Origin of the sequence: Micromonospora sp. A200 (assembly GCF_029893845.1) — a bacterium.
Taxonomy (GTDB): domain Bacteria; phylum Actinomycetota; class Actinomycetes; order Mycobacteriales; family Micromonosporaceae; genus Micromonospora; species Micromonospora purpureochromogenes.
In genome coordinates this window covers 118,768-131,525 of sequence record NZ_JARXXY010000005.1, presented here as the reverse complement: position 1 = coordinate 131,525, position 12,758 = coordinate 118,768, and the positions used below count along the sequence as shown (strand labels likewise).

Below are 12,758 nucleotides of genomic sequence, written 5' to 3'. Positions count from 1 at the left end.
TCAGCTCGCGGGCGTGCGCAGCCGGTGCAGGCGCAGCGCCAACTGCACCTCCAGCGCCCGCTCCGGCTTCTGCCAGTCCGCACCCAGCAGCTGCCCGACCCGCTCCAGGCGCTGCGTCACCGTGTTGACGTGCACGTGCAGCTGCTCGGCCGCGCGGGCCAGGCTGCCGCCCACCCCGAAGTACGCCTCCAGCGTCCGCACCAGCGCGGTGCCGCGCCGCGCGTCGTAGTCCAGCACCGGCCCCACCGTGGCGGTCAGGAACCGGGCGACGTCCCGCTCGCCCTGGTCGCCGACCGTGCCGAGGAGCAGCCCGACGAAGCCCAGTTCGGCGGTGCTCGCCCCCTCGCCGGCCCGGCCCAGCGCGCCCAGCGCGGTGAGGCAGCGGTCCGCCTCGGTGAACGTGGCGGCCAGCGCCGTCGGCCCGCACGCCGGGCCGCTCGCCCCGGCGGTCACCGGGCGCCCGGTCACCCGGGACAGGTCCCGGGCCACCGACCGGGCGCTGCCACCGGCGTCCCGGCCGGGCAGCATCAGCACCACCCGCCCGTCGCGGGCCGCGGCCAGGCCACCCCGGGTCGAGGCGTACGTGGTGGCCCAGGAGAGCACCCGCAGCCGGGCCGAGCCGGTTGCGGCGATCGCGTCGTCGCCGACCGCCACCAGCACGTGCGGGGCGTCCAGGTCGATCCCGAGCCGACGGGCCCGGCTGCGCAGCGCGTCGGTGTCCCGCAGCGGCCGGGCGATCAGGTCGTCGAGCAGCTCGCCGCGCACCCGCCCCTCGGCCTCGGCGACCGTACGCCGGAACAGCAGCAGCAGCGCGGTCACCAGCGCGGCCCGCTCCAGGATGCGCTGGTCGGCGTCGACCAGGTCGTCGTCCGGGCGCAGCACCAGCGCGCCCAGGTTCTCCGCGCCGGCGACCACGGCGGCGTACCAGAGCGGGCCCCGACGCACGCTGCGCCCCTCGGTACGCGACGCGGCCACCGCCTCGACCATGTCCGCCCGGTCCGGCTCCTCGATCTCGCCGACCCGGGCCAGCAGCCGACCCTCGGCGTCCAGCGCCAGCAGCGCGCCGCCCAGCACCTCGGTGACCGCCGCCGCGACGTCCTCCACCCCGCCGCCGCGGAGCACCAGCGCGGTCATCCGGTCGTGGGCGGCGGCGGCCCGCTCCACCGAACTGCTGTGCGCCCGGATGGTGATGTTGGCCGCGGACAACTCCTCCAGCGCCGAGCGGGTCTCGGCGAGCAACCGCGCGGTGTCGATCGCCACCGCGGCGTGCGCGGCCAGCGACACCAGCAGGGCCACCTCCTCGCGGACGAACGGGCGGGCCGAGCGGTTCGCGGCGTAGAGCACGCCGATCGAGGTCGAGCCGAGCCGCAGCGGCACCCCGAGGATGGCGACCAGGCCCTCCTCGCCCACCCCGGCGTCGATCTCGCCGGTGTGGTGGAAGCGGTCGTCCTCCGGATAGTTGGCGGTGACATAGGGGGCGCCGGACTGGGCCACCAGGCCGCCGAGACCGGCGCCCATCGGGAGCCGCAGCCGCTGGAACCGGGCCGAGACCGAGCCGTCGGTGACCCGCATGTAGGTGTCGCCGCGCTCCTCGTCGTCGAGGGTCATGTAGGCGACGTCGGCGCCGAGCAGGTGCCGGGCCCGGTGCACGATGGCCCGCAGCACGTCGTCCAGGTCGCGCAGGCCGGCCAGGTCGCTGACGGTGTCGTACAGGCCGGAGAGTTCGGTCTCCCGGCGGCGGCGGCGTTCCAGCAGCGCGCGGACGCGCAGCGCCACCGTCTTGGCCTGTTCGAGTTCGGCCAGCCGGTCGGCGGGCAGCCCGGCTGCCCGGGCGGCGACCAGCGGGCCCTCGAACTCGACGGCCGCCGCCTCCCGGGCCAGCAGCTCCAGGAACTCCACCGGCGACGACATGACGCTCATTGTGCGCGGTGCCACTAGTTCGCCGTCCAGCCCCCGTCGAGGGCGATCGAGGCGCCGGTGATGAAGGCCGCCGGCGGCGAGCAGAGGTACGCCAGCAGTTCTGCGACCTCCTCCGGCTCGATCAGCCGCTTGATCGCCGCCCGGGCCAGCATGATCTTCTCGATCACCTCGTCCTCGCCGATGCCGTGGCTGGCCGCCTGGTCGGCGATCTGGCTCTCTACCAGCGGGGTGCGGACGTACGCCGGGTTGATGCAGTTGGCGGTCACGCCGTGCGCCGCGCCCTCCAGGGCCACGACCTTGGAGAGCCCCTCCAGGGCGTGCTTGGCCGACACGTACGCCACCTTGTACGGCGAGGCGCGCAGCCCGTGCACCGAGGAGATGTTGACGATCCGGCCCCAGCCCCGGGCGTACATGTGCGGCAGCGCGCGCCGGATGATCTGGAACGGCGCCTCCACCATCACTCGGTGGATGTACTCGAAGCGCTCCGTGGGGAACTCCTGGATTGGCGCGACGTGCTGGAGCCCGGCGTTGTTGACCACGATGTCCACGTCGGCGTCGAGCTGGTCCACCGCCGCCGGGTCGGACAGGTCCACCCCCTCGGCGCGGCCGCCCGCCTCGGCGGCCACCACCTTGGCCGCCTCGAGGTTGCGGTCCACCACCAGCACCTTCGCGCCGGCCTCCGCCAGGCGCAGAGCGCAGGCCCGCCCGATGCCACTGCCACCACCGGTCACCAGGGCGCTACGACCGGAGAGGTCGACGTGTACGACGTGGGGGACCGCCACGGGTTCTGCCGTCATGGCGCAAGAAGTTACGAGCTGTGTGGCCGGCGGCACATGGGGCGGCGACACATACTCGACCGTCGGTCTGTGTGGGCGCGCGGGCGCCGGCCCGGGAACGGGCGACCCGGCCCCGTCGCGGGCCGGAACTGTCGGCGGTGGGTGGCACCCTCGCCCGGGTGAGAGCACCGCGCTGGCCACCCCTCGGCCGGCTCGGCGGACGGGAGGTGGAGATGGCGGGGCACGTGCCGCCGGGCGGCCCCGACGAAGGCCCGCCGGGCCGGCCGGCCTTCCGGGCGACGCTGATCCGCTGGCCGGGCGCGGGCGGGTGGGTCTTCGCCCCGGTGCCCGACGCCCACGCGCCGGGCGCCGCCGGCCCGTTCGGCCGGGTGCCGGTGACCGCCACCGTGGACGGCCGCACCTGGTCGACCAGCGTCTGGCGGGACCGGGCGGCGGGCTGGCTGCTGGCGGTGCCGGCGCGGATCCGCGCCGGCAAGGACGACGGGGACGTCGTCACCGTCGCCGTCGAGGTCGACCACGCCCGGATGTAGTGGCGTGGTCCGGGCCACCGCGACGCGCCGGTACGGCCGGCGTGTCCCCCGGGATGCCGGGCCGGACCGACCAGTAGGGTGTCGAACACACGTACTGCTGGCGGCTGGGGGAGGAGGCGGCGTGCGCGTGCTCGGCGTCGACCCGGGGCTGACCCGGTGCGGAGTCGGCGTGGTCGAGGGCGTGCCGGGACGGCCCTGCACCCTGATCGCCTACTACGTCGTCTACACCGACCCGGCCGACGAGCTGGCGCTGCGCCTGCTGCACCTGGACCGGTCGCTGACCGACCTGGTCACCGAGCACCGGCCGGACGCCGTCGCCGTCGAACGGGTCTTCAGCCAGCACAACGTCCGCACCGTGATGGGCACCGCCCAGGCCAGCGGGATCGCCGTGCTCGCCGGGGCGCGCGCCGGACTGCCGGTGCAGACGTACACCCCGAGCGAGGTGAAGGCGGCCGTGACCGGTTCCGGTCAGGCCGACAAGCGGCAGATGACCACGATGGTGACCCGGCTGCTGCGGCTGCCCGAGCCGCCGAAGCCGGCCGACGCGGCCGACGCCCTGGCCCTGGCCATCTGTCACGTGTGGCGCGGCGGCACCCGGTCGAAGCTGGCCGCCGCCGCCGACCGGGCACGACGAGGAGGAGCTCGATGATCGCCAGCGTGCGCGGCACGGTGACCGCGACCGGTCCGGACCACGCGGTGGTGGAGGTGGGCGGGATCGGCCTGGCGGTGCAGTGTGCCCCGGGCACCCTCGCCGACCTGCGGGTCGGCCAGCCGGCCCGACTCGCCACCAGCCTGGTCGTCCGGGAGGACTCGCTCACCCTCTACGGCTTCCCCGACGACGACGCCAAGCAGCTGTTCGAGCTGCTCCAGACGGCCAGCGGGGTGGGTCCCCGGCTGGCCCAGGCGGTGCTCGCCGTGCACACCCCGGACGCGGTCCGCAAGGCCATCGCCAACGCCGACACCGCCGCGCTGACCCGGGTGCCGGGCATCGGCAAGAAGGGCGCCGAACGCCTGGTCCTGGAGCTGCGCGACCGGATCGGCCCGGTGCCGGTCGGCGCCGACGGCGCGGCCGGGGTCACCGGCGGGGCCTGGCCCGAGCAGGTCCGCCAAGCGCTGGTCGGGCTGGGCTGGACGGCGGGGCAGGCCGACCAGGCGGTGGCGGCGGTGGCGGAGAGCGTCGACGGGGACACCCCGCCGGTGCCGGTCCTGCTGAAGCAGGCGATCCGACTGCTGGGCCGCACCCGATGAGCGCGCCCACCGCACCGGCCCGGCGGGCGGAGGTGACCCGGTGACCGGCGACGGCCTGGTGTCGGCGTACGTCAACGACGCCGAGCTGGACGCGGAGGCCAGCGTCCGGCCGAAGCGGCTCGCGGAGTTCATCGCCCAGCACCGGGTCCGCGACCAGCTCGACCTGCTCCTGCAGGGGGCGATGCGGCGCGGCTCCCCGCCGGACCACATTCTCCTCTCAGGGCCGCCTGGCCTCGGGAAAACGACGCTCGCCAATATCGTCGCCGCCGAGCTGGGCGCCGGCATCCGGGTGACCAGCGGCCCGGCCATCGAGCGGTCCGGCGACCTGGCGGCCATCCTGACCAGCCTCGCCGAGGGCGACGTGCTCTTCATCGACGAGATCCACCGGATCGCCAAGCCGGCGGAGGAGCTGCTCTACAGCGCGATGGAGGACTTCCGGGTCGACGTGGTGGTGGGCAAGGGGCCGGGCGCCACCGCGATCCCGCTGGACGTCGAGCCGTTCACCCTGGTCGGCGCGACCACCCGCTCGGGTCTGCTGACCGGGCCGATGCGGGACCGGTTCGGCTTCGTCGCGCACCTGGACTTCTACGCCCCGGCCGACCTGGAGGCGCTGCTGCACCGTTCGGCGCGGATCCTCGGCGTGCCGATCACCGACGACGGGGCGACCGAGATCGCCGGTCGCTCCCGGGGCACCCCGCGGATCGCCAACCGGCTGCTGCGCCGGGTGCGGGACTTCGCCGAGGTCCGGGCCGAGGGCGTGGTCAACCTGGAGACCGCCCAAGCCGCCCTGACCGTGTACGACGTGGACGCCCTCGGCCTGGACCGGCTGGACCGGGCGGTGCTGACCGCGCTGGTGGACTCGTTCCGGGGCGGCCCGGTCGGGCTCTCCACCCTCGCGGTGGCGGTGGGGGAGCAGCCGGACACCGTCGAGGAGGTCTGCGAGCCGTTCCTGGTCCGGGCCGGTCTGCTCGCCCGGACGCCTCGCGGACGGGTGGCCACCGAGGCCGCCTGGCACCATCTGGGCCGTACGCCGCCAAATGGTACATTTGGTGCCGAGGCCCCTTCCGTGCCCGATCTGTTCTCCGGCGCACCGGATCAGCCGTGATGTGAACGTGATCTGTACCGCATTCGGCGTTCTCAGGTGCAGGGATTAGACTCGCCGCGGTCTGTACAGGACGTGAGAATCCGCCTCCGCTCCGGCACCCCTCGTGCCGGTCGGGAGGCCAATGGGAAGGTCACACACCGTGGTTTACGCAGCAGCGGGCGGCGGGGGAGTCGGCGGTCTCACGCCGATCCTCATGATCGCCCTGCTCTTCGGCGTCATGTACTTCATGATGATCCGCCCGCAGCAGAAGCGGCGGCGCGAAGCCGAGGCCATGCAGTCCGCGCTGGCCCCGGGTGACGAGGTCGTCACCATCGGCGGGCTCTACGGCACGGTCACCGGGGTCAGCGACGACACCGTGCTGCTCGAGGTCGCCCCCGGCGTCCAGACCCGCTACGCCCGGCCGGCCATCGCCCGGGTGGTCAACCAGGCCGAGCGCGTCGAGTCGACCGAGCCGGTCACCGAGGAAGCGGCGGACGCCGTCAAGGAGTGAAACGTCCCGCCCGCCCTCCTGACGGAGCGGCGGGCGGACCGCGACAACTGAACAGGTGGGTCGACGCCCGACGCCGGCACGCGCCCCCGACCGACGCCCCCGCGTCGGTGGCGGTGAGCCGTGCCGACCGCCGGGCGCCGACCCCGCAGAGCACGTCGGCCCGGACCCCCGGCCCGACCTCGCCGCCCCCACCGGCGGCGCGACCGTTACAGGGAGACAGGACAGCCGTGGCACCACCTCAGGGACAGATGCGCCCCGGGCGGCAGCTCGCCGTACTCGGGTTCATCTTCGTCGTCCTCTATCTTTTGGTGTTCTTCTCGGGCGGCGCCAGCGGCGGCTGGAAGGACCGGCTGGAGCCCCGGCTCGGCCTGGACCTGATCGGCGGCACCCGGCTGACGCTCGAGGCCACCAACAGCATCGACGGCAAGCCCCCGACCTCGGAGAACCTCGAAGAGGCGCGGCAGATCATCGAGAGCCGGGTCAACGCCTACGGCGTGGCCGAGGCCGAGGTGGTCACCGAGGGCGACCGGAACATCGTCATCTCCCTGCCCGGCCAGAACCGCGACCTGACCGACGTCGGCAGCGCGGCGGAGCTGCGCTTCCGGAAGGTGCTCAAGGCCGCCGACGGCAGCGGCGCGGTCGCCGCCCCGGCGGCGACCCCGACCCCCTCCGGCAGCGCCGCGCCGACGCCCTCGGGCAGCGCCGCGCCGACGCCGTCGGGCAGTGCGTCGCCGAAGGTCACCTCCTCGCCGAGCGCCGGTGGCCAGGGCGGCGGCGCCCCCGCGCCGAGCGCCAGCGCCACCCCCTCGGCCCCGGCCTCGCCGAGCGCCCCGGCCGCCTCGCCGAGCGCCAGCGCCGCCCCGGTGCCGCAGAGCATCCAGGAGCAGCGCAACGCCGTCGAGAAGAAGGTGGGACCGGCGGCCTGGGCCGCCGCGAGCGCCCTGCAGGCCCCGGCCGACCTCACCGCCGACCCGTCCCTGGCGGAGAAGCTCAAGCCGTTCGGCGCGCTCTCCCCGCGGGAGATCGCGGTGCTGACGCCGCAGATGCAGTTCAACGTCCCGACCATCACCTGCGCCCAGCTGGACAAGCGGCCGGCCGCGTCGATCAAGGACGAGAAGCAGCAGGCGGTCGCCTGTGAGGACGGCGCGGCCAAGTACCTGCTCGACGTGGCGAAGGTGGTCGGCACCGACGTCGACGACGCCAACGCCGTGCTCGATGAGACCAGCGCCTGGGTGGTCAGCCTGAACTTCACCGGCGACGGCCAGGACAAGTGGACCGAGCTGACCCGCGAGGCGTTCAACAACACCGGTGGCGCCTGCGACCAGACCGCGCTCGGCCAGGACGGCAAGTGCCGGGTGGCGGTCGTGCTGGACAACGAGATCGTCTCGTCGCCCGAGATCCAGGGCGTGCTCACCGGTGACTCGCAGATCACCGGCAACTTCACCAGCACCGACGCCAACAAGCTGGCCAGCCAGCTGCGGTACGGCGCGCTGCCGGTGACCTTCGAGCAGCAGGAGCAGCAGAACGTCACCGCCACCCTGGGCGAAAGCCACCTGCGCGCGGGCCTGCTCGCCGCCGGCATCGGCATGCTGCTGGTCATCGTCTACTCGTTCTTCTACTACCGGCTCCTCGGTTCGGTGATCTTCCTGAGCCTGGTGCTGTCGGCGCTGCTGGTCTTCGGCGCGCTGGTGGTGCTCGGCCGGCAGATCGGCTTCACCCTCACCCTCGCCGGCATCGCCGGCATGATCGTCTCCCTCGGTGTGGCGGCGGACTCCTTCGTCATCTACTTCGAGCGGCTCAAGGACGAGATCCGGGAGGGGCGCAGCCCGCGCAGCGCGGTGCCGCGCGCCTGGATCCGGGCCCGCCGGACGATCATCTCGGCGAACGCGATCACCCTGATGTCCGCCGTGGTGCTCTACGTCGTCTCGGTCGGCACGGTGAAGGGCTTCGCCTTCGCCCTCGGCCTGGCGACGGTGCTGGACCTGGTCGTGGTCTTCCTCTTCCGGCACCCGATCATGACTATGTTCGCCCGTACCCGGGCGTTCCTGTCCCCGCGGGTCAGCGGTCTCGGCCGGGCCCTGCCGGCCCGGTCGGCCGAGCAGGACTCGCCCCGCACCTCGCGCGTCAAGGAGGCCTGAGATGGCTAAGAGTGGTCTCGCGAGCCGGCTCTACCGCGGTGAGGCCGGGCTGGACATCGTCGGCCGGCGCAAGCTCTGGTTCGCCGTGGCCGGTGTGCTGGTGCTGATCGCGGTGCTCAGCTTCGCGGTGCGCGGGTTCAGCCTCGGCATCGAGTTCGCCGGCGGCACCTCCCTGCAGGTCCCGGCCAGCGTCGGCACTCTGGAAGAGGCCGAGCAGCAGGTGAACGAGGTGCTGCGGACCGAGGGTGGCGGTGCCGAGGTGGCCACCACCCAGAAGGTCGGAAGCACCAGTGGCGACTCGTACGAGTTGAAGACCTCTGAGCTGACGGCCGAGCAGGCCAGCGCGGTCAAGACCGAGATCGCCGAGAGGTTCGGCATCAAGGTCGACCAGATCAGCGCCAACCAGGTGAGCGCGTCGTTCGGTGAACAGGTGAGCGAACGTGCCCTGCTCGGCCTGGTCGTTTTCCTCGCGGTGGTGGCGGTCTACCTGATCCTGCGCTTCGAGTGGCGGATGGCCGCCTCCGCGATCGCCTCGCTGGTCATGAACCTGATCCTCACCGCCGGCATCTACTCGATGGTCGGCTTCGAGGTCACCCCGTCGACCATCATCGGCTTCCTCACGATCCTGGGCTTCGCGCTCTACGACGTGGTGGTGGTCTTCGACAAGGTGCAGGAGAACACCCGCGGCATCACCGCGAACAACAACCAGACGTACGGCGAGGCGGCCAACCTGGCGCTCAACCAGAGCCTGATGCGGTCGCTGAACACCTCGGTGGTCGCCCTGCTCCCCGTCGGTGGCCTGCTCTTCATCGGTGCCGGTCTGCTCGGCGCGGGCACCCTCAAGGACCTCGGCCTGGTGCTCTTCGTCGGTATGGCGGTGGCGTTCCTGACCTCGATCCTGCTGGCCACCCCGCTGCTGGTGCTGCTGAAGAACTACGACCCGCGGATCCAGGCGCACAACAAGCGGGTGCTGGCCCGGCGGGGTGCGATCGCCCGGGGCGAGCTGGCCCCGAAGGGCGCGCCCCGCGCGGCCGAGGGCGCCGACGAGTCGATCGACTCCGACGCGGCGGCCCTGGCCGGCACGGCGCCGAAGGTGGGCGCCCGTCCCGCCGGCAAGCGCCCGACCGGCGCCCGGGGCGGCCGTCCCAGCGGGGGCGGCGGCAACCGGCCGGGTGGCGCCAAGCGGCGCTAACCCGGGCGGGGACACCCGGTAGGAATCGACCCGACGGCGTCCTTCATGCTGTGCGAGCGGCATGGAGGACGCCGTCGTCGTTGGAGGGAGCACCGTGACGGAGACCCACAGCACCGGGGTACGGGGGGACAGCGGCCCGCAGGTCGCCCGGCTGGTGGCCAGCCGGGTGCTGGACGTGCCGGACTTTCCCAAGCCCGGCGTCATGTTCAAGGACCTGATGCCGCTCTTCGCCGACGGTGCGGTGTTCCGCGAGGTGATCGACGGGATCGTCGAGTACCACGGGCGTGACTCGTTCGACATCGTGGTCGGCATCGAGGCCCGCGGCTTCGTGATCGCCGCCGCCATCGCGTACGCCACCGGGGTGGGCGTGGTGCCGGTGCGCAAGGCCGGCAAGCTGCCCCGCGCCGCGTACGCCGCCTCGTACGCGCTGGAGTACGGCGAGGCGACCCTGGAGGTGCACCAGGACGCCTTCACCGCCGGGCACCGGGTGCTGGTGGTCGACGACGTGCTGGCCACCGGCGGCACCGCCGAGGCCACCCTCGACCTGGTCGAGCGGGCCGGCGGCACGGTGGCCGGTTTCACCGTCCTGCTGGAGCTGGGCTTCCTGAAGGGCCGCAAGAAGCTCGCCGGACGCCCGGTCCATGCCCTGCTGACCGTTTGACCCCCATGCCGTCGAACGGACCCGGTGCGGACCGTCCGGCGGAGCGGCACCGCACCCACCGTGCGGGTAGCATTGCCCTTTGCTGACCGGGCGGTTCCCCGTCCGGCGGCGAAGGACCAGACCGGCCGGAGCCACGGCCGGTGTTTTCCGGCGAGCGGTGAGGAGGCCGGTGTCCCACGATGTCGTCCCTCCGGTGGAGGGCACGGTGCACCCGACAGGCGACGCTGACGGCTCGGTGACCGACCGGAAGAGCAACCCGCCGGCCCGTGTGACGGGTGCCGCCGACGGCGCCGTTGCCGAGGCCGTCGACACCGGCGCGCCCGTGGCGCCGCTGCCGACCGTCGGCGACCCCTCGCCGAGCGGAGGTTTCGCCCTCTCCAACGCGCCGACCGGCCGTCGGGTGCGGGCCCGGCTGGCCCGGTTCAACGCGCCCTGGCAGAGCTCGCAGGTCAGCGAGGTGCTGGAGCCGCTGATCTCCACCCACCGGGACGCCCATCCCAAGGCCGACGCGCGGCTGCTGCAGCGCGCCTTCGACACCGCCGCCCGCTGGCACTCCGGTCAGTACCGCAAGTCCGGCGACCCGTACATCACCCACCCGCTGGCCGTGGCCACCATCCTGGGCAACCTGGGCATGGACACCACCACCCTGGTCGCCGCGCTGCTGCACGACACGATCGAGGACACCGAGTACACCCTCGACCAGATGCGCGCGGACTTCGGCCCGGAGGTCACCCTGCTGGTCGACGGGGTGACCAAGCTCGACAAGGTCAAGCTCGGCGACGCGGCCAAGGCGGAGACCATCCGCAAGATGGTCGTGGCGATGGCCAAGGACCCGCGGGTCCTGGTGATCAAGCTGGCCGACCGGCTGCACAACATGCGTACCCTGACCTTCCTGCCCCGCCCCAAGCAGGAGCAGAAGGCCAAGGAGACGCTGGAGATCCTCGCCCCGCTGGCGCACCGCCTCGGTATGAACACGATCAAGTGGGAGCTGGAGGACCTCGCCTTCGGCACCCTGTTCCCGAAGCGGTTCGAGGAGATCAACCGGCTGATCGGGGAGCACCAGCCGCAGCGCGAGGCGCTGCTGCGCCAGGTGACCCAGAAGGTGCAGACCGACCTGAAGGCCGCCAAGATCAAGGCGGAGACCACCGGCCGGCCGAAGCACCTCTACTCGATCTACCAGAAGATGATCGTGCGAGGTCGCGACTTCAACGACATCTACGACCTGGTGGGTGTGCGGATCCTGGTCGACACGGTGCGGGACTGCTACGCGGCGCTGGGGGTCATCCACGCCAACTGGCAGCCGGTGCCGGGCCGGTTCAAGGACTACATCGCCATGCCCAAGTTCAACATGTACCAGTCGTTGCACACGACGGTCATCGGGCCCACCGGCAAGCCGGTGGAGATGCAGATCCGCACCTACGCGATGCACCGCACCGCCGAGTTCGGCATCGCCGCGCACTGGAAGTACAAGGAGCACAAGGGCACCCAGATCGTCGGCCCGCCGGCGCACATCGACGAGATGACCTGGCTGCGCCAGCTGCTGGACTGGCAGCGGGAGGCGGCGGACCCGAGCGAGTTCCTCGACGCCCTGCGCTTCGACCTGTCCAGCCAGGAGGTGTACGTCTTCACCCCGAAGGGTGACGTCATCCCGCTGCCGACCGGCTCGACGCCGGTGGACTTCGCGTACGCGGTGCACACCGAGGTCGGGCACAAGTGCATCGGGGCGCGGGTCAACGGCAAGCTGGTGCCGCTGGAGTCGACGCTGTCCAACGGCGACGTGATCGAGATCTTCACCTCGAAGTCCGACACGGCCGGCCCGACGCAGGACTGGCTGGGCTTCGTCAAGAGCCCCCGGGCCCGCACCAAGATCCGCCAGTACTTCAACAAGGAGCGGCGCGAGGAGGCGATCGAGGCCGGCAAGGACGCGATCGTCAAGGCGATGCGCAAGCAGGGCATGCCGTTGCAGCGGATGCTCACCTCGGACGCGCTGATGGCGATCGCCCGGGACCTGCACCTCGCCGACGTCGCCTCGCTCTACGCGGCGGTCGGCGACAGCCAGGTCTCCGCCCAGTCGGTAGTGCAGAAGCTGATGGCCACCTACGGGGGCGAGGAGGGCGCGGCGGAGGACATCGCCGAGACCGCCGTCGCCACCCGGCCGCCGCGCAGCCGGCAGAGCAGCGCGGACCCGGGCGTCGTGGTCCGGGGCGTCAGCGACGTCTGGATCAAGCTGGCCCGCTGCTGCACCCCGGTGCCGCCGGACGCGGTCTTCGGCTTCGTCACCCGCTCCGGCGGGGTGAGCGTGCACCGCGACGACTGCGCCAACGCCGAGGACCTGCGGGCGCAGAGCGAGCGGGTGGTCGAGGTCAGCTGGAAGCTCACCTCCGCCTCCACGTTCCTGGTCGCCATCCAGGTCGAGGCGCTGGACCGGCACAAGCTGCTCGCCGACGTCACCCGGGTGCTCTCCGACGAGCGGGTCAACATCCTCTCCGCCACCGTCACCACCACCCGCGACCGGGTGGCGGTGAGCCGGTTCAGCTTCGAGATGGCCGACCCGAAGCACCTGGGCCACCTGCTGGCCGCGGTCCGCAAGGTCGACGGCGTCTTCGACGCGTACCGGGTCACCTCGGGGGCCTGAGGCAGCAACGACAAGCGCCCGCCGGCTCGGCCGGCGGGCGCT

Annotated in this window: 11 protein-coding genes; 9 read left to right on the top strand and 2 right to left on the bottom strand. The window is 72.8% G+C overall.

The genetic code is table 11. The annotated features are described in order from the left end of the window. Complete coding sequence (locus M2302_RS07235) at positions 1–1,920, bottom strand: helix-turn-helix domain-containing protein (RefSeq protein ID WP_280837148.1); 1,920 nt, start codon at positions 1,918–1,920, stop codon at positions 1–3. 14 nt (positions 1,921–1,934) lie between these two features. After that, complete coding sequence (locus M2302_RS07230; protein WP_280837147.1) at positions 1,935–2,717, bottom strand: 3-hydroxybutyrate dehydrogenase; 783 nt, start codon at positions 2,715–2,717, stop codon at positions 1,935–1,937. 158 nt (positions 2,718–2,875) lie between these two features. On the opposite strand from M2302_RS07230, the gene M2302_RS07225 reads away from it, so the two are divergent. The 9 genes from M2302_RS07225 (at position 2,876) to M2302_RS07185 (ending at position 12,716) form a co-directional block, all read left to right on the top strand. Further along, positions 2,876–3,247, top strand: a complete 372-nt coding sequence (locus M2302_RS07225) for a DUF1905 domain-containing protein (protein WP_280837146.1) — start codon at positions 2,876–2,878, stop codon at positions 3,245–3,247. Positions 3,248–3,368: 121 nt separating this feature from the next. After that, positions 3,369–3,896 carry a crossover junction endodeoxyribonuclease RuvC gene (gene ruvC / locus M2302_RS07220; protein ID WP_280837145.1) on the top strand — a complete coding sequence of 176 codons (528 nt, stop codon included), beginning with the start codon at positions 3,369–3,371 and terminating at the stop codon, positions 3,894–3,896. Further along, positions 3,893–4,495, top strand: coding sequence for a Holliday junction branch migration protein RuvA (gene ruvA / locus M2302_RS07215; RefSeq protein WP_210777247.1), 603 nt, complete (start codon positions 3,893–3,895; stop codon positions 4,493–4,495). The genes ruvC and ruvA overlap by 4 nt, the downstream gene beginning before the upstream one ends. Before the next feature lie 40 nt (positions 4,496–4,535). Further along, positions 4,536–5,600: a Holliday junction branch migration DNA helicase RuvB gene (gene ruvB, locus M2302_RS07210; protein ID WP_280837144.1), complete on the top strand. Its 1,065-nt coding sequence runs from the start codon at positions 4,536–4,538 to the stop codon at positions 5,598–5,600. Positions 5,601–5,739: 139 nt separating this feature from the next. After that, positions 5,740–6,090 carry a preprotein translocase subunit YajC gene (yajC, locus tag M2302_RS07205; RefSeq protein ID WP_280837143.1) on the top strand — a complete coding sequence of 117 codons (351 nt, stop codon included), beginning with the start codon at positions 5,740–5,742 and terminating at the stop codon, positions 6,088–6,090. Between the two features lie 227 nt (positions 6,091–6,317). Beyond that, complete coding sequence (secD, locus tag M2302_RS07200) at positions 6,318–8,228, top strand: protein translocase subunit SecD (protein ID WP_280837142.1); 1,911 nt, start codon at positions 6,318–6,320, stop codon at positions 8,226–8,228. A 1-nt stretch (position 8,229) separates the two neighbouring features. Then, positions 8,230–9,420 carry a protein translocase subunit SecF gene (gene secF / locus M2302_RS07195; RefSeq protein WP_280837141.1) on the top strand — a complete coding sequence of 397 codons (1,191 nt, stop codon included), beginning with the start codon at positions 8,230–8,232 and terminating at the stop codon, positions 9,418–9,420. Positions 9,421–9,514: 94 nt separating this feature from the next. Continuing rightward, a complete protein-coding gene (locus tag M2302_RS07190; RefSeq protein WP_280837140.1) occupies positions 9,515–10,081 on the top strand; it encodes an adenine phosphoribosyltransferase in 567 nt (188 codons plus the stop codon). Positions 10,082–10,274: 193 nt separating this feature from the next. Next, on the top strand, positions 10,275–12,716 hold the full coding sequence (locus tag M2302_RS07185; RefSeq protein WP_280837250.1) for a bifunctional (p)ppGpp synthetase/guanosine-3',5'-bis(diphosphate) 3'-pyrophosphohydrolase: 2,442 nt from the start codon (positions 10,275–10,277) through the stop codon (positions 12,714–12,716). The last annotated feature ends 42 nt before the right edge of the window (positions 12,717–12,758 follow it).